Annotated in this window: 15 protein-coding genes, 3 rRNA genes and 1 pseudogene; 15 read left to right on the top strand and 4 right to left on the bottom strand. The window is 64.1% G+C overall.

The annotated features are described in order from the left end of the window. Positions 1–3: 3 nt before the first annotated feature. Both H1R19_RS20515 and H1R19_RS20510 read left to right on the top strand, forming a co-directional pair. On the top strand, positions 4–327 hold the full coding sequence (locus tag H1R19_RS20515) for a hypothetical protein (protein ID WP_219850013.1): 324 nt from the start codon (positions 4–6) through the stop codon (positions 325–327). After that, positions 324–870, top strand: a pseudogene (locus tag H1R19_RS20510) (ABC transporter permease); the annotation flags it as partial. The gene H1R19_RS20515 and the pseudogene H1R19_RS20510, both read left to right, overlap by 4 nt. A 25-nt stretch (positions 871–895) precedes the next feature. Here H1R19_RS20510 and H1R19_RS20505 read toward each other — a convergent pair. The 3 genes from H1R19_RS20505 to H1R19_RS20495 are packed head-to-tail and all read right to left on the bottom strand — an operon-like array spanning position 896 to position 4,391. Continuing rightward, a complete protein-coding gene (locus H1R19_RS20505; protein WP_219850012.1) occupies positions 896–2,158 on the bottom strand; it encodes a sulfotransferase family protein in 1,263 nt (420 codons plus the stop codon). Beyond that, positions 2,158–3,243, bottom strand: coding sequence for a DUF1214 domain-containing protein (locus H1R19_RS20500; RefSeq protein WP_219850011.1), 1,086 nt, complete (start codon positions 3,241–3,243; stop codon positions 2,158–2,160). Before H1R19_RS20500 ends, H1R19_RS20505 begins: the two co-directional genes overlap by 1 nt. After that, entirely contained in the window at positions 3,240–4,391 is a 1,152-nt protein-coding gene (locus tag H1R19_RS20495) for a hypothetical protein (RefSeq protein WP_244970780.1), read from the bottom strand. The genes H1R19_RS20500 and H1R19_RS20495 overlap by 4 nt, the downstream gene beginning before the upstream one ends. Positions 4,392–4,562: 171 nt before the next feature. Here H1R19_RS20495 and H1R19_RS20490 point away from each other — a divergent pair, with 171 nt between their 5' ends. The 12 genes from H1R19_RS20490 to H1R19_RS20435 all read left to right on the top strand — a co-directional run bounded on the left by H1R19_RS20490 (position 4,563) and on the right by H1R19_RS20435 (position 19,906). Then, positions 4,563–5,861 carry an MFS transporter gene (locus H1R19_RS20490; protein ID WP_219850010.1) on the top strand — a complete coding sequence of 433 codons (1,299 nt, stop codon included), beginning with the start codon at positions 4,563–4,565 and terminating at the stop codon, positions 5,859–5,861. 33 nt (positions 5,862–5,894) lie between these two features. Continuing rightward, on the top strand, positions 5,895–6,392 hold the full coding sequence (locus H1R19_RS20485) for a MarR family winged helix-turn-helix transcriptional regulator (RefSeq protein WP_219850009.1): 498 nt from the start codon (positions 5,895–5,897) through the stop codon (positions 6,390–6,392). 285 nt (positions 6,393–6,677) lie between these two features. Then, a complete protein-coding gene (gene dnaK / locus H1R19_RS20480) occupies positions 6,678–8,522 on the top strand; it encodes a molecular chaperone DnaK (RefSeq protein ID WP_219850008.1) in 1,845 nt (614 codons plus the stop codon). Then, the gene (gene grpE / locus H1R19_RS20475) at positions 8,519–9,169 is read left to right on the top strand and encodes a nucleotide exchange factor GrpE (RefSeq protein WP_219850007.1); all 651 of its coding nucleotides are present in this window, start codon (positions 8,519–8,521) and stop codon (positions 9,167–9,169) included. The genes dnaK and grpE overlap by 4 nt, the downstream gene beginning before the upstream one ends. A gap of 164 nt (positions 9,170–9,333) precedes the next feature. Further along, positions 9,334–10,530: a molecular chaperone DnaJ gene (gene dnaJ, locus H1R19_RS20470; RefSeq protein WP_219850006.1), complete on the top strand. Its 1,197-nt coding sequence runs from the start codon at positions 9,334–9,336 to the stop codon at positions 10,528–10,530. Between the two features lie 3 nt (positions 10,531–10,533). Further along, positions 10,534–10,932, top strand: coding sequence for a heat shock protein transcriptional repressor HspR (locus tag H1R19_RS20465; protein ID WP_188328066.1), 399 nt, complete (start codon positions 10,534–10,536; stop codon positions 10,930–10,932). Between the two features lie 102 nt (positions 10,933–11,034). After that, a complete protein-coding gene (locus tag H1R19_RS20460) occupies positions 11,035–11,502 on the top strand; it encodes an SRPBCC family protein (RefSeq protein ID WP_188328065.1) in 468 nt (155 codons plus the stop codon). Positions 11,503–12,122: 620 nt separating this feature from the next. Then, positions 12,123–13,645, top strand: a 16S ribosomal RNA gene (locus H1R19_RS20455). A gap of 453 nt (positions 13,646–14,098) precedes the next feature. Further along, positions 14,099–17,230: ribosomal RNA gene (locus H1R19_RS20450) — 23S ribosomal RNA — on the top strand. Positions 17,231–17,342: 112 nt separating this feature from the next. Beyond that, a 5S ribosomal RNA gene (gene rrf, locus H1R19_RS20445) occupies positions 17,343–17,459 on the top strand. The 16S, 23S and 5S rRNA genes sit together here, the layout of an rRNA operon. 165 nt (positions 17,460–17,624) lie before the next feature. After that, positions 17,625–18,725: a hypothetical protein gene (locus tag H1R19_RS20440; RefSeq protein ID WP_188331416.1), complete on the top strand. Its 1,101-nt coding sequence runs from the start codon at positions 17,625–17,627 to the stop codon at positions 18,723–18,725. An 89-nt stretch (positions 18,726–18,814) separates the two neighbouring features. Continuing rightward, the gene (locus H1R19_RS20435) at positions 18,815–19,906 is read left to right on the top strand and encodes a hypothetical protein (protein ID WP_188331415.1); all 1,092 of its coding nucleotides are present in this window, start codon (positions 18,815–18,817) and stop codon (positions 19,904–19,906) included. A 27-nt stretch (positions 19,907–19,933) separates the two neighbouring features. Here the strand turns inward: H1R19_RS20435 and H1R19_RS20430 are convergent, their stop codons facing one another. Next, complete coding sequence (locus H1R19_RS20430) at positions 19,934–21,085, bottom strand: FAD-binding oxidoreductase (protein ID WP_188331414.1); 1,152 nt, start codon at positions 21,083–21,085, stop codon at positions 19,934–19,936. Positions 21,086–21,221: 136 nt separating this feature from the next. Here H1R19_RS20430 and H1R19_RS20425 point away from each other — a divergent pair, with 136 nt between their 5' ends. Further along, positions 21,222–22,379: an amidohydrolase family protein gene (locus H1R19_RS20425; RefSeq protein ID WP_188331413.1), complete on the top strand. Its 1,158-nt coding sequence runs from the start codon at positions 21,222–21,224 to the stop codon at positions 22,377–22,379. The last annotated feature ends 9 nt before the right edge of the window (positions 22,380–22,388 follow it).

Genomic DNA, 22,388 nt, shown 5'->3' with positions numbered 1-22,388 from the left:
GGGGTGCCCCTAGGCCTGATCGAGCAACAACTCGACCAACTCGCGTCCCACCTCGATCAGTGCGCTGAACGGTTCGTCGAGCAGCAGGAGCTGTTGCCGCCCATCACCGGTCATCGCGCCTGGGTGCTCGACACACTGACCAGCAATGTGCGCGCACTCGCCGCCTCCGACCCGGAATCGACCGCCCGTCAGATCCAGGACCCGGCTGCCGTGCACGCCGACCTCGTCGACGACCGGATCATCCGCAATGCGATCCGAACACAGGGCGGGGCAGCAACTCTGGGACTGCCCGCCGACCTCACCAGAATCGAACTGGTGACCTCATGACGCTGCTGACCCACACCGATGAGTCCGTGACGCCACGCCGGCGATCCGGGCACACCATCGCGACACCGCTGATCGCGGTCATCACGCTCATCGTGCTCTGGTGGCTGGGCACGACGATCATCCCCGCGCCCGATTCGCTCGACAGTTCGCCCCGCAGGAAGTCTTCCCGGCAGTTCCTCGAACTGCTCGATCGCGGCGTGTTGCTGCCCGACATCGGACTGAGTATGTGGCGGTCGGTGATCGGGCTGTTGATCGCCATCGCCGCGATCTGGCCGATCGTCATCAACACCGCAGCCGGAGTGAAAGCGATTGACACCGGCTACATCGACGTCGCGCGATCCTTCCAGGCGACGCGGGTGGAAGTTCTCACCACTGTGGTGGTCCCGGCGATCCGTGGGAACGTGCAGACAGGAATCCGGGTGGCGCTGGGCATCGCGTGGGGGGTGTGTTCTCTTTCCCGCGGAAATGCTCGGCGTCCGTTCCGGACTCGGCTATCAGATCCTGAATGCGCGCGACCAGCTCGCCTACGACCAGGTGGGCGCTCATCGCTGACGCGCAGGCGGTGAGCTCAGCAGCCCTCGCACGCGGTCCACTCGGCGACCGCATCGGTGTAGAACGTCATCCGCTCACGCAGTTCGCTTGCATCGATCCCGAATTCCTCTGGTGTGTAACGATGCCGGCCCTTGCCATGATGCGGTTGCGCCGCGTTGTGCTCGGCCAGCATGCCGGTGACGTCGGGCGGGTCGATGTCGGCGGCGGCATAGACGCGCGCGACGGTCGCCTCGGGCCGAGACACCAGGTCCCGGTAGTCGAGATCGAGAATCGTCGCGGGTTCGGCTGCGGGAGAGGCGCGGAACTCCAGCGCGCGCCGGAACCACAACTCGGACTGTTCGACCTGGAAGCGGCCGACGTCGTGTCCGTCGACCTCGTCGCTGTAGGTCGACCGGTACGTCGCGAACAGGCTGGCACCCGACGCGACGGTCTCCACGATGTCGCGGTGCAGGTGCACGATGCAGACACCGGGATACGTCTGGGCGAGGTGGGCGAGCTCCGGGGTGTGCGCGGGCGCTTTGAGCAGCCAGCGTCGTCGCGAGCCGTCGTCGAGGATCTGCAACATCGTCCGGTGGGCGGCGTACTCACGGGCGAAGTACTGCGTCGCGAGCCAGCGCGAGTAGCTGTCGAGACGCATCGTCGAGCCGAATCCCCAGTTGCGCAGGGTCGTTCCCATGCCCAGCACGCATTCTTCCGGCAGCAGCGGTCCCGAATCGTGCACCGCCGCCATCGACGGGTTGAGGACGTGGAGCGGATTCGGTTCGGCCGCCTGTGCGGTGATCAACTGCTCACGCTCATCCGGGGTCAGCTTCGCGGCACGCCACGGGGCGTACAACTCGAGTGGACGCGGCGCCCGAAGCCGCGGATCGCGAGCGAGTAGGCGATACAGGAAGGTGGTGCCGGTGCGCCAACCGCCGATGATCACGATCGGCGGGCCCACCTCGCGTTCGCCCACCTCGGGATTCTCCCGCAGCGTCCTGTGGAAGATGGAGCGCGCCCGGAGCTTTCCGACGACGGCGTCCTGTGCGTTCCGAATCCCCACGGCATTGAGTCGCCCGTCCTCGGCCGCCGATCGCAGATACTGTTCCAGGCCCGGTCGCCACTGCGCCGGGTCTCCCAACCCCTCGACGCCGTGCTCGGCGGTGGCGCGCTCGACGATCGTATCGGTCGCCTCGACGCCCAGCCGATATCGTTCCGGTCGCGCCGCACGGTCGGCTTCGGCTGCCGCGTAGATCTTCTCGGCGACTTCACTCCGCTGCGGCGGTGTCCAGGTGACCATCACTCACCTCGCAAGTCGTCGACTCGTACCACCCGGGCCGACGGTAGGGGTGGTGTGTCCACCGGCTGCAGGAACCGCATCACGATGATGCCGACGTCGCGCCCCTCGGTATCGATCCAGTCCGCCGAACCACCGGGATCTTCCGCCGCCGCCACGAATCGATACCGTCCGCCGACGACGTTCGCCGTCGCGCCGGTGTAGGACACCGGCCGGTACCGGAAGTCGAGCGAGTTCAGAAAGCGGCTGTAGGCCAAGATGTTCCAGTACCGGCAGTCGACCACGTCGCCCTCGATCACCAGCGCCTCACCGGGCTCGAGTTGCCATCCGCCTCGCACGTAGTGGATACCCGGCTCGGTGAACACCGCGCCGCCGGCCATCTCCGACCAGCGTCGCAGCACGTTCGGTGGGTCGAGATCCTCCTTGGTCGCCGCTTCGAAGATCGCCGGCAGTAGTGAGGTCGTGGCCGCCAAGGTGCCCATGGCGGAACAGAACCGCCCCGGATCGATCGACGGTGGCACCGGCGGTGTGTCCTCCGGTTCGATGCTGCACCAACCCAATGCGTCGTGCGCGGCGTCGTCGTGGAAGAACCGGACCCAGATCACCCCGGACCGTTCCGGAAGTCCCAGCCGGTTTCCCGAACTCGGCGCGCCATCGCCGAGCACGATCTCGAAACCGCCGTCATCGTCGAAGATGATCGTGTCGCTGTCGATCCGGGCGGTCGCCTCCGAGCCGATCCCGCCGGTGCGCCGGTAGACGGTCACCGACACATACGACGCATCGCCGCGGTTCCCGCGGATGCGGTAGGTGCGATCGCCCCGGACCTCGGTGACCCAGTACCGGAAGTCGGGATTGTCCATCAGGAACTTGTGCCGCCACCCGTTGAACGGGACGAACTCGGGGCGTTCACGGTCGACGTCGAAGCGCGACAACTGATTCGACAGGCCGCGCAGCAATGCGCGGAACCCGTCGGCCTGCTCGGCGGGATCGAGGTCGGTGGTGTCCGCGGCGAGCTTGTCCCCTGCGGCCCGCAACGAGTCGACCAGGCCGTTCCACGCGACCACTTCCGGCCGCGGCGTCTCACTCACGACAGCCGGACCCGATCGTCGTGGCGGTAATGCGGACCGACGTCGTCGACGAGAATGCCGGGCTCGGCGGCGATGACGGCCGGGATGGCGTCGAGCACGGCGCGCACCGAGGCGGTGGTGATCGGATTGGTGTGGCCCGAGCCGATGCCGAACTCGAGTTGGGTGCGCATCTCGGCGGGCTCACCGCTGATGACCAGGGTGTAGGCGATCGGGCTGGTGAAACCCCCGAACGGCAGATCGTCGCCCCGATACACGAGTTCCGGGGCGAGGTACCAGCATTCCTCGTTGGTGAAGAAGTGGTGGTCGCCCAGATAGCCGCGATGGGTCAGGTGCAGTGCCGCCGCGGTGCCCTCGTTGATCGTGGTCGCGCCGACCTGCGCATCGCGTGACGCGGGCAGGCCGCGCAGCGACGTCTCGACGCGCACCTCCGAACTGTCGGCGCCGTACAGCGCGTGGGCGACGTTGCCGGTGAGGTCGCCGTAGTAGAGGTCACCACCGCGCGCGACCGGGGACTCCGCTCCGAGGCTGTCCAGCTCGGCGCCGAAACCCAGGGCTTCGAGACCGCCCCACATCGCACCGGCGCGAGAGAAGTCGACGGCCTCGACCGAGCGCACGTGACTCACCGACGACATCGCCTTGGCCATCGTCATCGCCACCCGCTCGACGATGAAGGTCGGATGCACGCCGGTGCCGTGCAGGGTGGCGCCGCCGGAAAGGCACGCTTGGAGCATTCGCTGAGGCGACTTGCGGAAAGGACTGAGCCAGTTGGGCATCGAGACATTGTGATACGCCGCGGTCGCCACCACGTTCGTGCCGGATTCGAGCAGGTCGATGACGTCGTCGTCGAGTCCCTTGATCACCGCGGCCGGTGCGGGTGTGAGTACGACGCAGTCGGCGTCGAGCTCTTTGATCGCGTCCCGGTCCCGCGTGGCGGTGACCCCGATGGGGTCGATCCGCACCAGTTCGCCGATGTCCCTGCCGTCCTTCTTCCGGTTGTGGACGAGGGCGCCGACCACTTCCATCCGGGGATCGGCGACCGCGGCGCGGATGACAGCGCCGCCCACTTCGCCGGGGCCCCAGACGGCGATCCGGTAGGGCCGGTCGGGCGAGGTCTCGGGGTTGATCCCGGTCGATCTGGGCAGCGTCATCGGCGTCCTTGTCCAGGGTGGGGCCCGAGGGCAATCGGGGAGCGGGGGCCGACCCACCTCAAGTGGAATCGGATGCTTCCTGTCGGAATCTGCCCTGATCTCCCCGGGTGTGTCAAGGGACATACCGGGGACAGCCTCTTAGTTGTGTATCACTGATATATAATTTCGGGAATGACCATCGCCCACCCGCCGACAGAGACGGTCGATGATCCGTCCGTCGCGCGTGGCGTGGCGCCGAGGTCGTCTTTTCAACTGATCTTCGACCGCCGCTTCGGGCTGGTCTTCTGGGGTAAGGCCTTCATCAACTTCGGGATGTGGGCGCAGTCCATCGTGATCGTGATCCTCACCTACCAATTGACCGGTTCGGCGACCTGGGCGGGATTGGTCACGGCCGCGCAGCTGAGTCCGCAACTCGTGCTCTCGCCGATCAGCGGTCGTCTGTCCAACACCTACGGGCCGGTGTCGCAGATCCTCGCCGGCGGAGTGCTCCTCGGGACGTCGTCGGTCGGTCTCGGTGTCTATCTGCTGATGGTCGACATCGACGCGGCGGACGGCCGGGCGCTGCCGCTGGTGCTCGCCGCGCTCGTCTCGGGTATCGGGCTGGCGATGGTCGCGCCCTCGCTGCAGGCGATCGTGCCCAAGCTGGTGACCCGGGCCGAGCTCCCGAATGCGGTCTCGCTCAACTTCATCCCGACCGCGCTGGCGCGTTCGGGCGGCCCGGCGCTCGGCGCGGTGTTGGTGGCCACCGTCGGTCCCGAGGTGGGTCTGCTGGTCCTGGGGGTCGGCCAGATCCTGTGCAGCGTGCTCTTCCTGACGGTTCATGTGGGGTCCGAGAAGATCCGGCCCGGCGGGGACCGCACGATCTCGGGGGCACTGAAGCACATCTGGCGCGACAAGGTGCTCTTCGCCATGCTCGCGGGCGTGGCAGCCATCGGTATGGCTTCCGAGCCCGCGGTCACCCTCGCGCCCGCCATGGCGACATCCCTCGGACGCGACGCCGGCAGCGGCGGGTTCGTCGCCGCCGCGTTCGGGGTCGGCGGTTTCCTCGGCGTCATCGCCCACCGGTTGCTGATCCGCGTGATGTCGGCAGCCACCGAGGGCTGTACGGTGCTCGTCGTCATCGGCGTCGCCATCGGGTCGGCCGGTCTGGTGTCGAGCATGCCGGTGCTGATGGGGCTGTTGGTGCTGGCCGGTGCGTGCATGGTCGCCGGCATCACCGCCTTCAGCATCGCGGTACAGGAACGGTGTCCGGCCGATATGGTCGGTCGGGTGATGGCGCTGTGGGTCATCGCGTTCGCGGGTTCGCGCCCGTTCGCCGGACTCGCCCAGGGGGCCGTCGCCGAGCATCTCTCACTGGTCGCCGCGCTGGTGGCGACGGCGCTGATCACCTTTGTCGCTGCAGCCTGGGTTCTCGCAACGGTGCGCCGCGGCCGGCGGCACGCGATGACCCCGCCGTGCGCGACATCTTGACCCGTGGCGGAACTGACCTGTGACAATGGCGCCATGACCCCGAGTGCCGACGATGCGGCCGTCCCGGATCTCACGAAGGTCGAGGATCTGCTGCAGGACCTGATGACCCTGCGACGCACCCCCCGGTACCGCCAGCTGCTCGTCGAGGGCACCGGGCTCGACGGTCGCGTGACCACCATGCGGGTGCTGCGCACCGTCGACGTCCTGGCCCGCTCCGGCATGTCGCCGTCGGTGGGTGACCTTGCCCAGCGGCTCGGTATGGAGCACTCCAACACCAGCAGGACGGTGGACTCCGTCGTCGATCAGGGACTTCTGGACAAACGGAAGTCGACCACCGATGGTCGCCGTTTCGAGCTGACGCTCACCCCGCGCGGGGAACGCGCGATCCGTGAGCTCGACGACCGGCGGGCGAAGATCCACGCCGAGATGACCAAGGGCTGGCGGCCCGACGAGGTGGCCACCCTCGTCGAACTCCTGGAGAAGCTCTCATCGGCCTACGCGGACCTACAGCGCTCGTCGTCGTCGTCGTAGTCGTCCTGCCGGCTGGCCGGGGCGAAATCCCATCAGTTGAGCGATCCGCGCTCAACTTTCTCCTCCATTCGGGAACAAACCCGGAACCCCTCCCGTTACACCCTTCGAGAAACCTGAGCGGTACGGACTCAAGTCGAGTTGACTCGGAGCCACTTGTTCAGTAGGACATGAGTCGGACGCACTGAAGTCCGTCCCGCAGGGTTTCGGACATCATCCCCGTGTTCGTCACGACCGCGGGGCAACAAGGACTTGGGTGCACACCCACAAACTAGGAGGAAGCCAAACATGTCTCGTGCTGTTGGAATCGACCTCGGCACCACCAACTCCGTGGTGGCGGTGCTCGAGGGTGGCGAAGCCGCTGTCATCGCCAACGCCGAGGGCGCCCGGACCACACCGTCCGTGGTCGCGTTCGCGCGTAACGGCGAGGTGCTGGTCGGTCAGCCCGCAAAGAACCAGGCGGTCACCAACGTCGACCGCACCATCCGCTCGGTCAAGCGCCACATGGGCGAAGGTGACTGGACCGTCGAGATCGACGACAAGAAGTACACCCCGCAGGAGATCAGCGCGCGCACGCTCATGAAGCTGAAGCGCGACGCCGAGTCGTACCTGGGCGAGGATGTCACCGACGCCGTCATCACCGTGCCTGCCTACTTCAACGACTCTCAGCGTCAGGCCACCAAGGAAGCCGGTCAGATCGCCGGCCTCAACGTGCTCCGTATCGTCAACGAGCCCACCGCAGCCGCTCTGGCCTACGGTCTGGACAAGGGCGAGAAGGAACAGACCATCCTGGTCTTCGACCTCGGTGGCGGCACGTTCGACGTCTCGCTGCTCGAGATCGGTGACGGCGTCGTCGAGGTCCGCGCGACCTCCGGTGACAACCACCTCGGTGGTGACGACTGGGATCAGCGCGTCGTCGACTGGCTCGTCGAGAAGTTCAAGAGCCAGCACGGGGTCGACCTGACCAAGGACAAGATGGCCCTGCAGCGTCTCCGTGAGGCTGCCGAGAAGGCCAAGATCGAACTCTCGAGCTCGCAGAGCACCTCGATCAACCTGCCCTACATCACCGTCGACGCCGACAAGAACCCGCTGTTCCTCGACGAGCAGCTCTCGCGCAGCGAGTTCCAGAAGATCACCTCTGATCTGCTGGAGCGCACCCGCGCACCGTTCCAGGCCGTCATCAAGGATGCGGGCATCTCCGTCGGCGACATCGACCATGTCGTGCTCGTCGGTGGTTCGACCCGTATGCCTGCCGTCACCGACCTGGTGAAGGAGATGACCGGCGGACGCGAGCCCAACAAGGGCGTCAACCCGGACGAGGTCGTCGCCGTCGGCGCCGCACTGCAGGCCGGTGTGCTCCGCGGTGAGGTCAAGGACGTGCTCCTGCTCGACGTCACCCCGCTGTCGCTCGGTATCGAGACCAAGGGCGGCGTGATGCACAAGCTGATCGAGCGCAACACCACCATCCCGACCAAGCGGTCGGAGACCTACACCACGGCCGAGGACAACCAGCCCTCGGTGCAGATCCAGGTGTATCAGGGTGAGCGTGAGATCGCCTCGCACAACAAGCTGCTCGGCAGCTTCGAGCTCGGCGGCATCGCTCCCGCGCCCCAGGGTGTTCCGCAGATCGAGGTGACCTTCGACATCGACGCCAACGGCATCGTGCACGTCACCGCGAAGGACAAGGGCACCGGCAAGGAGAACTCGATCCGCATCCAGGACGGTTCCGGCCTGAGCAAGGACGAGATCGACCGGATGATCAAGGACGCCGAGGCGCACGCCGACGAGGACCGCAAGCGTCGCGAGGAAGCAGAGACCCGCAACCAGGCGGAGTCGCTGGTCCACCAGACCGAGAAGTTCCTCAAGGAGAACGAGGACAAGGTCCCGGCCGAGCTCAAGGACAAGGTCACCGCGGCTGTCGCCGGAGCGCAGGAAGCGCTGAAGGGCAACGACACCGCAGCGATCAAGTCCGCGATCGAGAAGTTGTCGGAGGAGTCGCAGGCCCTCGGCCAGGCGATCTACGCCAACGCCGCGGCAGAATCCCCCAACGGGGAGACCGCAGGCGCTGACAGCGATCCCGACGTCGTCGATGCCGAGGTTGTCGACGATGCTGACACCAAGGAGAACAAGTGACCGCAGGATCCCATTCGACGAATGGGTCCGGCGAGGAGCCGGTGACGGTGACCGATCGTCGTCGCATCGACCCGGAAACGGGTCAGGTGCGCGACGAGCCGGTCGCCGGCCCCGGCCCGGCGGAAGCCGAACCCGTCGTCGACGAAGCAGATGTGGCAAAGGGCGACCAGAAGGGCGACCAAACGGCCGACCAGCAGGCCGACGACCCGGACGCACGTGTTGCCGAACTGACGGCCGATCTGCAGCGTGAACGCGCTCAGTTCGCCAACTTCCGGCGCCGCGCCGCGGAGGAGAAGCAGGGATCCGTCGCCTACGGCAAGCAGATCCTGATCGACAAGCTCCTCCCGGTCATCGACGATCTCGACCGTGCCCGCGACCACGGGGACCTCGAGGCCGGTCCGTTGAAGGCGGTTGCCGACAAGCTCGCCGGCGTGCTGGCAGCCGAGGGCCTGGTGGCCTTCGGTGAGCCCGGTGACGAGTTCAATCCCGAACTCCACGAGGCCGTCCAGCACGACGGAACCGGCGCCCATCCGGTCCTCGGGGCGGTTTACCGCCGCGGGTATCGCCTGGGCGAGAAGGTGATCCGAACCGCCATGGTGACGGTTACCGATCCGGCGCCCGCAGCAGATCAGACCGGTGCACAATAGAGCGACCACCGATCCCTGAGGTGCGAGGAGCGGTAGCGACGAGCCACGAAGGGCCAGGTGACCCTTCGTGGCTCGCTCCGCTCGCACCTCGGGGCGGGTGGCTCACCACCGGCGAAAGACAACAGAACCTATCCAGACCAACGAACTCAAGGAGGTGACGTCTGGTGGCACCACAACGTGAGTGGTTAGAACACGACTTCTACAAGGACCTGGGCGTTGCTTCTGACGCTTCGGCTGAAGAGATCAAGAAGGCCTATCGCAAGCTCGCACGCGAGCTGCATCCGGATGCCAATCCGGGTGACACCGCGGCCGAAGAACGCTTCAAGCGGGTGTCCGAAGCCCACAGCGTGCTCAGCGACGCCGAGAAGCGCAAAGAGTACGACGAGACGCGCGCCATGTTCGCCGGCGGACGATTCCGCGGTGGCGGCAACGGCTACCCGGGTGGATTCCCGGGCGGCGGGACGACGTACAGCACCGGCGGCAACGACTTCGACCTCGGCGACCTCTTCGGCGGCGCGCAGACCGGCGCCGGCGGCGGTTTCGGCGACATCTTCGACGGACTCTTCAACCGGAGCGGCGGAACACAACGAACTTCGACGGCCAGCAGGCCACGACGCGGCAAAGACCTCGAGACCGAGACGACGCTGTCGTTCAAGGATGCCGCACTCGGCACCACGGTCCCGCTACGGGTGACCAGCCCGTCACCGTGCACCACGTGTCACGGCTCGGGCGCCAAGCCCGGTACGAGCCCGCGGGTGTGCGCCAACTGCAACGGTTCGGGCTTCGTCAGCCGTAACCAGGGTGCGTTCGGGTTCAGCGAACCCTGCCAGGACTGCCAGGGCACCGGATCGCGGATCGACGACCCGTGCACGGACTGCGACGGCAGCGGCGTGAAGGTCCGGGCGCGCACCATCAACGTGCGCATCCCGGCGGGAGTCGAAGACGGACAACGTATTCGGCTCGCCGGGCAGGGCGAGGCGGGGCGCCGCGGTGCTCCGTCGGGCGACCTCTACGTCGTCGTCCACGTGACCCCGCACAAGCAGTTCACCCGCAGTGGCAACGACCTGCGAGTGCAGTTGCCGGTGCGTATCTCCGAACTCGTTCTCGGCGCAACGGTCTCGGTTCCGACCCTCGAGGGATCGGTCGGCGTCAAGATCCCGCCGAACACCACCGACGGCCGGACTCTGCGCGTGCGCGGACGGGGCGTCCCGAAGCGATCGGGCGGAGCGGGCGATCTGCTCGTCACCGTCAAGGTCGCCGTGCCGAACAAGCTCGACGACGCCGCGATCGAGGCCATGCGTGCCTACGACGAGGCCGAACGCGCCAGCGGTTTCGACCCGAGAGCACACTGGGGGAAGTGAGCCATGCCCGGTCAGAAGAACTTCGACGCCGATGGCGCGACCTTCATGATCTCGGTGGCCGCCGAACTCGCCGGCATGCATGCACAAACCCTTCGGACCTATGACCGACTGGGCCTGGTCACCCCGCAGCGGACGAGTGGCGGTGGACGCCGCTACTCGTCCCGCGACGTCGAACTGCTGCGAGAGATCCAACGCCTCTCGCAGGAAGAGGGCGTCAACCTCGCGGGGATCAAGCGGATCATCGACCTGAGCAACCAGGTCGAGGCGTTGCAGCACCGCATCCGCGAGCTCACCGATGAGGTCGCCTCCTCACGGAACCGCCGGGGCGGTGAGCTGGTCCCGGTGCCGCGCACCAACGCACTCGTCGTGTGGCAGCCGCGGCGCAAGCGCAACGCCGACTGAGGCGTGGCGTGACAGGCGGTGGCGTGACAGACCGTCCGGGTGGCAGACCGTGCTGTGACAAGAGCATGGCGTGGCGCACGCAACTGTGCGTACGTTGGACACATGGCAGCTGAACCCGTCACCACCGTCGACTCCGGTCCGCACAAGGTCTCGCGTCGGGTTGTCGTGAACGCGCCGGCCGCGGACATCTTCGCCCTCGTGGCCAACCCACATCGGCACCCTGAGCTCGACGGATCGGGGACGGTGCGCGACTCCCCGGTCGACGGCCCCGAGCTACTCGGTCGGGGAACCCGATTCAGCGTCGGCATGAAGCAGTACGGCGTCCCGTACAAGATCACCTCGACGGTCACCGACTTCGACACCGACCGGGTGGTCGAGTGGCAGCATCCCATGGGCCACCGCTGGCGGTGGGAGCTCGAGTCGACATCGCCGACCACCACCACCGTCACCGAGACGTTCGACTACTCGACACTCCGGGTCCCCAAGATCATCGAACTGATCGGGTACGACAAGAAGAACGGCCACGGCATCGAAGGAACCCTTCAGGCTCTGGCAACACGGTTCGCCTGAGCTCGACGCATTACCCGGCAGGGGAGCACCGACAGGGGAGCACCGACACGACCGAGGCCGGACATCCGACGCCCTGACCAGCCGATTTGTTTCTCAGGCAATCAGTGCGTAACTTCATTCCAGTCAGCGAGCCACGGCGCCGCCCCGGAAGACCTGTGAGGGTCTGAAGGCGGGGAGTGGAGACCGGGTTTTTCGTTGGCCGTCCCTGGGTTTCTGGTTCCAGACTTTGTGTCTGGGATTGGTTGTTCGGGGTTACCATGATCCCTTGAGTTCGAGATTCTTCGGAGTTGCGGACTGAAGGTCAGGTCTGGTAGGCTGGAAAAGTTGCCTCGGAGACGGGGTTGACTGGTAGGACAGAACTGAAGTCTGCTGGTGAGAGCCTCCTTTGTGGGGTGGGTAGCTGGTGGGTGTGTGTTCTTTGAGAACTCGATAGTGTGATGATGAATTGTCTGATGCCAATTTGGCATCGTGCATTCTTTATGGATGTAGATGTTTTTGTTTGTTTTTGTGGCATCTGCCTTTTTGGGGTGGGTGTTGCTAGTTTTTGGATTGGTCAGGTTTTGCTTTCCTGATTGTGTTGAAATGCCGGCTCTTTTGGGGGTTGGTTGTTTCGCTATTTTTTCATGGAGAGTTTGATCCTGGCTCAGGACGAACGCTGGCGGCGTGCTTAACACATGCAAGTCGAACGGAAAGGCCCAGCTTGCTGGGTACTCGAGTGGCGAACGGGTGAGTAACACGTGGGTGATCTGCCCTGCACTCTGGGATAAGCCTGGGAAACTGGGTCTAATACCGGATATGACCTTCCCTCGCATGGGGGTTGGTGGAAAGCTTTTGCGGTGTGGGATGGGCCCGCGGCCTATCAGCTTGTTGGTGGGGTAATGGCCTACCAAGGCGACGACGGGTAGCCGACCTGAGAGGGTGATCGGCCACACTGGGACTGAGACACGGCCCAGACTCCTACGGGAGGCAGCAGTGGGGAATATTGCACAATGGGCGCAAGCCTGATGCAGCGACGCCGCGTGAGGGATGACGGCCTTCGGGTTGTAAACCTCTTTCACCAGGGACGAAGCGCAAGTGACGGTACCTGGAGAAGAAGCACCGGCCAACTACGTGCCAGCAGCCGCGGTAATACGTAGGGTGCGAGCGTTGTCCGGAATTACTGGGCGTAAAGAGCTCGTAGGCGGTTTGTCGCGTCGTCTGTGAAATTCTGCAACTCAATTGCAGGCGTGCAGGCGATACGGGCAGACTTGAGTACTACAGGGGAGACTGGAATTCCTGGTGTAGCGGTGAAATGCGCAGATATCAGGAGGAACACCGGTGGCGAAGGCGGGTCTCTGGGTAGTAACTGACGCTGAGGAGCGAAAGCGTGGGTAGCGAACAGGATTAGATACCCTGGTAGTCCACGCCGTAAACGGTGGGTACTAGGTGTGGGTTCCTTTTCACGGAATCCGTGCCGTAGCTAACGCATTAAGTACCCCGCCTGGGGAGTACGGCCGCAAGGCTAAAACTCAAAGGAATTGACGGGGGCCCGCACAAGCGGCGGAGCATGTGGATTAATTCGATGCAACGCGAAGAACCTTACCTGGGTTTGACATACACCAGAAAGCTATAGAGATATAGCCCCCCTTGTGGTTGGTGTACAGGTGGTGCATGGCTGTCGTCAGCTCGTGTCGTGAGATGTTGGGTTAAGTCCCGCAACGAGCGCAACCCTTGTCCTGTATTGCCAGCGGGTTATGCCGGGGACTTGCAGGAGACTGCCGGGGTCAACTCGGAGGAAGGTGGGGATGACGTCAAGTCATCATGCCCCTTATGTCCAGGGCTTCACACATGCTACAATGGCTGGTACAGAGGGCTGCGAGACCGTGAGGTGGAGCGAATCCCTTAAAGCCAGTCTCAGTTCGGATTGGGGTCTGCAACTCGACCCCATGAAGTCGGAGTCGCTAGTAATCGCAGATCAGCAACGCTGCGGTGAATACGTTCCCGGGCCTTGTACACACCGCCCGTCACGTCATGAAAGTCGGTAACACCCGAAGCCGGTGGCCTAACCCCTTGTGGGAGGGAGCTGTCGAAGGTGGGATCGGCGATTGGGACGAAGTCGTAACAAGGTAGCCGTACCGGAAGGTGCGGCTGGATCACCTCCTTTCTAAGGAGCACACAACAACACTCGTTTCTGTGGGCGTATGTTCTGCGGCGAGTGTGTGTTCAGGGTGAAACATCAGACAGGCCATGTGGTGGTGCCGGCTCATGCCGGGGTCATCGGTCGACGCTCACTGTGAGGTGGGTGTGTTCTTGTCACACTATCGGGGTTCTGAGAGAACACGCGGCATGCCTTTTGGGGTGTGTATCGGGTTGTCTCTGACCTAGCTGTCTTGGTGATCGTGCTGTTGAGGTGTCCTGTGATGGGGTGCGGAGGCTCGTGAGCTGGGGTGGTGTGTGTTGTTTGAGAAGTGCATAGTGGATGCGAGCATCTTTATTTCAAATCAACAATTTTTGTTGGTCTGTGATTTAGCAGAAAATGTTTTGTGATGTCTACATTTGGTCCCTCGCTGGCATGGCCTTCGGGTTGTGTTGGGTGGGGGGTTGTTTGTAGGTGTTGTTGTAAGTGTTTAAGGGCGTTCGGTGGATGCCTTGGTACCAGGAGCCGATGAAGGACGTGGTAGGCCGCGATAGTCCTCGGGGAGTTGTCAAACGAGCTGTGATCCGAGGGTGTCCGAATGGGGAAACCCAGCACGAGTGATGTCGTGTTACCACCAGCTGAATGTATAGGCTGTGTGGGGGGAACGTGGGGAAGTGAAACATCTCAGTACCCATAGGAAGAGAAAACAATTGTGATTCCGTGAGTAGTGGCGAGCGAAAGCGGAGGAGGCTAAACCATGCGCATGTGTAACCGGGTAGGGGTTGTGTGTGTGGGGTTGTGGGGTTCATCTTCAGATCTACCTGTCTGGGCGTGAGTCAGAAAACCATGTGTTAGGTGAAGTGGCCTGGAATGGTCTGCCGTAGTCGGTGAGAGTCCGGTAGCTGAAAACATGTGGTCTTGCGTGATGAATTTTCCCAAGTAGCAGCGGGCTCGTGGAATCTGCTGTGAATCTGCCGGGACCACCCGGTAAGCCTGAATACTTCCTGGTGACCGATAGCGGACAAGTACCGTGAGGGAAAGGTGAAAAGTACCCCGGGAGGGGAGTGAAATAGTACCTGAAACCGGACGCTTACAATCCGTCAGAGCCTGTGCACCCTTGTGGTGGTGGGTGATGGCGTGCCTTTTGAAGAATGAGCCTGCGAGTTAGTGCTCGGTGGCGAGGTTAACCCGTGTGGGGTAGCCGTAGCGAAAGCGAGTCTGAATAGGGCGTTTGAGTCGCCGGGTCTAGACCCGAAGCGGAGTGATCTACCCATGGCCAGGGTGAAGCGACGGTAAGACGTCGTGGAGGCCCGAACCCACTTCAGTTGAAAATGGAGGGGATGAGTTGTGGGTAGGGGTGAAAGGCCAATCAAACTCCGTGATAGCTGGTTCTCCCCGAAATGCATTTAGGTGCAGCGTCACATGTTTCTTACCGGAGGTAGAGCTACTGGATGGCCGATGGGCCCCACAGGGTTACTGACGTCAGCCAAACTCCGAATGCCGGTAAGTGAGAGTGTGGCAGTGAGACTGCGGGCGATAAGGTTCGTAGTCGAGAGGGAAACAGCCCAGATCGCCGGCTAAGGCCCCTAAGCGTGTACTAAGTGGAAAAGGATGTGGGGTCGCGAAGACAACCAGGAGGTTGGCTTAGAAGCAGCCACCCTTGAAAGAGTGCGTAATAGCTCACTGGTCAAGTGATCCTGCGCCGACAATGTAGCGGGGCTCAAGTACACCGCCGAAGCCGCGGCACTCACACAATAGCCCGTTCTTCCCTTACGGGGGTTGAACCAGGTGTGTGGGTGGGTAGGGGAGCGTCCTGCATCCGTGGAAGCCACAGAGTGATCTAGTGGTGGAGGGTGTGGGAGTGAGAATGCAGGCATGAGTAGCGAAAGCAGAGTGAGAAACTCTGCCGCCGAATGACCAAGGGTTCCTGGGCCAGGTTAATCCGCCCAGGGTGAGTCGGGACCTAAGGCGAGGCCGACAGGCGTAGTCGATGGACAACGGGTTGATATTCCCGTACCCGTGTATCCGCGCCCATGCTGAATCAGTTGTACTAACCATCCTGAAACCACGAGAAGGCCTTCGGGTCTCGAGTTGGTGGATGCATGGGACCTCGGCTGGTAGTAGGCAAGCGATGGGGTGACGCAGGAAGGTAGTGGGGCCAGTGAGTGGTAGTACTGGTGTAAGCCTGTAGGGCGTGTTCTAGGTAAATCCGGGACACATACAGCCTGAGAGGTGATGCGTAGCCGTTGAGGCGAATTCCATGATCCTATGCTGCCGAGAAAAGCCTCTAGTGAGTTGGTACACGGCCCGTACCCCAAACCGACACAGGTGGTCAGGTAGAGAATACTAAGGCGATCGAGAGAACTGTGGTTAAGGAACTCGGCAAAATGCCCCCGTAACTTCGGGAGAAGGGGGACCCAGACTGGTGACGGCATTTACTGCTTGAGCTGGTGTGGGTCGCAGAGACCAGAGAGAAGCGACTGTTTACTAAAAACACAGGTCCGTGCGAAGTCGTAAGACGATGTATACGGACTGACGCCTGCCCGGTGCTGGAAGGTTAAGAGGACCGGTTAGTCACTTTCGGGTGGCGAAGCTGAGAATTTAAGCCCCAGTAAACGGCGGTGGTAACTATAACCATCCTAAGGTAGCGAAATTCCTTGTCGGGTAAGTTCCGACCTGCACGAATGGCGTAACGACTTCTCTGCTGTCTCAACCACAGACTCGGCGAAATTGCAGTACGAGTAAAGATGCTCGTTACGCGCGGCAGGACGAAAAGACCCCGGGACCTTCACTATAGCTTGGTATTGGTGTTCGGTTCGGTTTGTGTAGGATAGGTGGGAGACTGTGAAGTGGGCACGCCAGTGTTCATGGAGTCGTTGTTGAAATACCACTCTGATCGTATTGGACTTCTAACCTCGGACCCTGATCGGGTTCAGGGACAGTGCCTGGTGGGTAGTTTAACTGGGGCGGTTGCCTCCTAAAAAGTAACGGAGGCGCCCAAAGGTTCCCTCAGCCTGGTTGGCAATCAGGTGTTGAGTGTAAGTGCACAAGGGAGCTTGACTGTGAGACGTACATGTCGAGCAGGGACGAAAGTCGGGACTAGTGATCCGGCACCGGCAAGTGGAAGCGGTGTCGCTCAACGGATAAAAGGTACCCCGGGGATAACAGGCTGATCTTCCCCAAGTCCATATCGACGGGATGGTTTGGCACCTCGATGTCGGCTCGTCGCATCCTGGGGCTGGAGTAGGTCCCAAGGGTTGGGCTGTTCGCCCATTAAAGCGGCACGCGAGCTGGGTTTAGAACGTCGTGAGACAGTTCGGTCTCTATCCGCCGCGCGCGTTAGAAACTTGAGGAAACCTGTCCCTAGTACGAGAGGACCGGGACGGACGAACCTCTGGTGTGCCAGTTGTTCCGCCAGGAGCACTGCTGGTTAGCTACGTTCGGAAGGGATAACCGCTGAAAGCATCTAAGCGGGAAGCCTGTTCCAAGATGAGGTTTCTCACCACCTTGAGTGGTTAAGGCCCCCTACAGACCATGGGGTTGATAGGCCAGAACTGTACGCCTAGCAATAGGTTCAGGTGACTGGTACTAATCGGCCGAGGACTTACCAACAACACCCACACATCACATACACCAGTATGTTTGTGTGTTCGCATCCACTATGACACTTCTGAAACAACACACAACCGTTTAAACAAACAGTATGTGTGCTGTTTTATAAAGTTACGGCGGCTATAGCGGAGGGGAAACGCCCGGCCCCATTCCGAACCCGGAAGCTAAGCCCTCCAGCGCCAATGGTACTGCACCCTAATCAGTGTGGGAGAGTAGGACACCGCCGAACACAACTTGAAAATGCCCCGCAACCACCAGGTTGCGGGGCATTTTCCATGTCACAAACAATGCACGCAGGCCGGGCCGGCCTGATCGCCGCGAACGATGCGCGTCGGAAGTGGGCGGTGGCCATCGGCCTACGATGGCAGGTCGAAGGGTCGACCGGAAAGGCGTGATGGGGTACGAGGCCGTGGAATCGGAAGAGTCGGCCGACGAGGCCGCGGTCGTCGTGCTCGGCATCGTCGCGGCGCCAGGGCAGGCCGTCGGTCTCGCCCGCAAACTTCTTGCCGAGGACCTCGAAGGTCACGTCCAGGCGACGTTCCCCGGAGCTCGTTGGAATATCGAGATCATCGAGGCCGGCGTCGTCACGCCGCCTGCCGGCGACACCCAGATCGTCGATGCCACGAGAGATGTACTCCTCGAACATGAATGGGATCTGGTCGTCTGCATGACCGATCTGCCGCTACATGTCGGCAAACGGCCCGTCGTCGCCCATGCCAATGCGGTGCACGGAGTGGCCGTGGTGTCGGTCCCCGCACTCGGTCCCACCGGGATGCGACAGCGGGCCCGCGGGATCGTCACCGGGCTCATCGGGCAGCTGCTCGGGGCGGATGCCGACGACCTCCGGAACCATCAGAGGGCGCCGGGACGGTCGGTGCTGCACCATCGGGTGCGTCAGCTCGGCACCGACGTCAACGACGACGGCACCGCGTTCACGGCCCGGGTACTGACGGGCAATCTCCGTCTTCTCACCGGAATGGTCCGGGCCAACCGGCCATGGCGACTCGCCCTGGGACTGTCCCGCGCCCTCACCGGCGCCATCGCGGCCGGGGTGTTCGCGCTCGTGACCGCCGACATCTGGCTGCTGGCAGACACGTTCGGGTGGATTCGGTTGACCGGTGTGGCCGTCGGGTCGATCGTCGCGATCACCGCCACGCTGATCGTCGGCGCCAATCTGTGGGAGCGGGGCACGTCGCGTCAGAACCGGGAGCAGGTCGCGTTGTTCAACATCGTCACGGTGATCACCGTGGTCCTCGGCGTCGGCGCCTTCTATGCCGCCCTCTTCGTTCTCGCCTCGGTCGGCGTGGCCTGTCTGGTGGTCCCGCAGGTGTTCTCGGCAACCCTCGGGCACCCGGCCGGGATCACCGACTACCTCGAGGTGGCGTGGCTGACGTGCTCGCTCGCGACGGTCGGCGGCGCGCTCGGTGCCGGTCTCGAGACCGACGAGGCGGTCCGCGACGCGGCCTACACCCAGCATCCCGCCACACCGATCTGAGCCGGCACCGGTTGATCGGCGTACAGCCCGATGCTCCCCGCCGGAGACCAGCAGATAGGCTTGCGCATCAGAGAACGAGGGAGGTGGCGATGTCCGAGGGGCCGATGAGTGCTGCGGTGTCCGGATTCGTCGTCCTCGGAATATCCGTCGTCGACGACCAGATCACCTCGGTGGTCCGGGACGCCGACGGACACGTCCTGGCGAGCAACCTCGTCGACCTGCCGGATTCGTCGGCGGCCGGCGCAGAGGCCGCGATCATCGAACTGGTCAACTCGGTGCCGGTCGAGGTCGACCGGATCGGGATCTCGGCGTCCCGGGAGGACCTCCGCAAACACCTCGTGCAGGCATTCGGTCCGCGTACCGCCGCCGGCGAGCCGTGGTACGACAAGGTACTCGTCACCGGCTACGCGTCCGCCCTGGCCGAGATCGCCTGCGTTCATTCGACCCGCGGCGGCGTCGTCGCCGTGGTCGATCTGGACCGGAACGCCGCACCCGCGGCCGGCACGACACTGGCCACCATCGACACGGCGACCGGTTCGGTACTCGGCACAGCGGACTTCACGAGCGGACAGCTGGCCCCCGTCACCGATCCCGAGGGTGCGTCGCAACTCGCAACGGCGGTCACCAAGTTGCCGCGGGGCCGTGACGTCACCTCGGTCATCGTGGTGGGCCCCGGTGCACAGCTGCCGGGGATCGCGCCGGCCTTCGAGTACGCCGCCCAGCGCCCGGTGACGGTTGCCGACAATCCGTCTCTGGCTTCGGCGGTCGGCGCCGCCGACGCCGCCGTGGTGGCGCTCGCCGCCCCGGCCGCAGGCGCCCGTGGGGCGTCGACGGGTAAGCGTTGGTGGTTCGTCGGTGCCGCGATCGGCGCCGCGGTGTTCCTCGGGGCGATCGGCATCACGCTGATCCTGGCCGCAGAACCGGACGTCCCTGAAGCCGCCCCCGTCACGGTCACCGAGACACCGGCGGCGGTCACCCGCACCGAAGAAGCCACGGTGACCGAGACCGAGACGCGCACCGACATCCGCACCACGACGGTCACCAGCACACCCCGCCCGGTCACCCGGACGACCACGGTCACCGAGCCGCCCCCGGTCACACTGACCGTGACCGAGACCGAGACGGTGTTCAGCCCGGCACCGGGCAACGATCCGAGCGCGGGCGCGCCCGGCGCACCCTGACCTACAGTCGTCAGAACACCGGGCGGCTCAGAACACCGGGTCGTGCTGGATTCGGCTGGCCGGGACTCCGTCGATGATCAGTTTGCGACGCGTCGCCTCGATCATCTGCGGTGACCCGGCGATCAGCACCTGGCGGTCCTCCCAGCTCCCGGCGTGTACGACCACATCGGCCAGCGTCCCCAACTCGTGGTCGACGCCGAGTTGCTCCGGAGTGGCGACCGCGGTGATCCACCACGGATCGGTCCGCTCCTGGGAGACCGCCGTCACCCGCAACCATGGGTTGGTCGACGCGATGCGGCGAAGCACCGTCAGATCGTAGAGTTCGCCCGGGTACCGCATGCCGTAGAAGATGTGCGTCTCCGGCGAATCCGCGCGTTTGGACATCTCGATCAGCAGCGCGCGCAGCGGAGCGAGGCCGGTGCCGCCGGCGATCATCAGGACCTTGCTGCCGCGGTCGACGTGCAACGTCCCGTGCCCCTGGGCAAACGTCCACACATCACCGACCCGCGTTTCGCTGACGATTGCCGGGCTCACCGTGCCGCCCGGAATCGCGCGGACGTGGAACTCGAGCTCACCTGCCGGATTGGGCGGTATCGCGGGCGAGAGGTTGCGCCACTGCTTGGGCCACTGCGGGATGTGGACCTCGAGATACTGGCCCGGATTGAAGGTGAGCGGCGCGTGCGCGAGCAGGCGGACCACGGCCAGGTCGCGCGTGATCCGGTACTTCTCGACGACCTCGGCCGTCCAGCGTGCCGGGTGCGTCGCGGTCTCCGCAGCGCCCCGCATGACCCCGGTCACGAGCATCATCGCCTGCGAGACCGTCTGTTCGGTCTCGGCGTCCCAGTACCCGGCCATCAGCTCGGCGAACTCACCCATCAGCGCCCCGTACATGACGTGATAGTGCTCGGGCTCGACCCCGAACTTGCGATGGTCACGGCCGAGCTGGGCGAGGAACTCCACCAGTTCGGCGTGTCCGGACTCCGCCGGGATCGCCTCGAGGACGTGGTCGATGACGCGGTGGAAGGCGACCCGCTGGGCGGCCATCGAGACGCCGAACAGGTCGCGCAGGTCGGGATCGACCGCGAACATCCGGGTGTAGACGTTGGTGACGAACCGGTCGGGGTGCCGGTTCACCACCGTCCGCAACTGGTGCAGCGTATGGCGTGAGTGACTCGCCATCCTGTAAGAATCCACCTCCGTCGGCATTCGTTCCCCCACCCGGGCTCAAGGAATCCACACTAGCCGCTCAACCCGGCGGAATTCAGGATCCGGCATCGTATGTCGGAAGTGTGATGTGGTGTGGCAAGGTACGGGGATGACGTCCCTCGAGGATGTCCTCCCGGGCATTGTTGATGCGCATGTGCAGCACTGGAACCCGCGGCGCACACCGTGGGCGGCAACGCGCGCGTCTCGTTTCTACGGCGTCGTGCCCAGCGTCGCTGACCGCGTGTTCCCGCTGGTCGTCTCGCGCGCGGATCGTGAGTACGTGCTGACGCCGCGCACGGTTGCGCGCGCCTACGAACCCCGCCAGTACGCCACCGATGCCGCGTTGGTCCCGACGGTCGTCGGAGTGCCCATCGACTCGGTGGTGCACGTCGAGTCGCACTGGCGCAAAGCGCTCGCGGTCGGCGAGGAGTCACCGGAACTGAGTACCGCCGTGGAGGAGACGCGCTACCTCGAGAGCCTGCCGTTCGGGTGGGCCGGCACACCCCGGCTGGGAGCCATCGTCGCCCATGGTGATCCGCGGGCACCCGGGTTCCCCCGGATGCTCGACGAGCAGTTCGAGGTGTCGGAGCGGGTCCGCGGCATCCGTCTGGTCGCATCCCGGCACCCCGACCCGCGTGTGCGTGACGGCGGGGACAGCGACAGCATCCTGTCCTCGACGCCGTTCCTCGAGGGATTCGCCGACCTGGCCCATCGGGACCTCGTCTTCGAGGCGGCGGTCTACTCGCATCAGCTCTACGACGTCATCCTGCTGGCCCGGGAGTATCCCCAGACGACGATCGTCCTCGACCACTTCGGCATCCCGGCAGGCGTGTTCGGGCCCATCGGAGTCCGCACCGGGGCGACCGCCGCGTCGCGCGCGGACATCTGGCGCCTGTGGCGGGAGCGGATGACGACGCTGGCGTCGCACCGCAATGTGGTGGTGAAACTGTCCGGACTGGCGATGCCGGTCCTGGGCTACGGGCGCGAGCGTTGGGGCAACATCGGCGGGCAGTCGACGCTCACCGAGATGATCGGGCCCTTCGTCGAGCACGTGGTCACCCACTTCGGTTCCGACCGCATCATGTTCGGGTCGAACTATCCGATCGACCGTCCGAATGCCGCGGTCGACGTGCTCGTGGGTGCGCTGGTCGACTGTGTCTCCCAATGGGGTCCGGATGCTCTGCGAAAGATCTTCCGCGACACCGCGGTGCGGGTCTACGGGATCGACGGCGCGGGGCCGACCGAGCGACGGGACGATCGCTGGTGAGACCGATCC

It is taken from the genome of Gordonia jinghuaiqii, assembly GCF_014041935.1.
GTDB classification, from domain to species: domain Bacteria; phylum Actinomycetota; class Actinomycetes; order Mycobacteriales; family Mycobacteriaceae; genus Gordonia; species Gordonia jinghuaiqii.
Note: the sequence above shows the minus strand (reverse complement) of the source record. Positions and strands in the feature narration are given on the sequence as shown.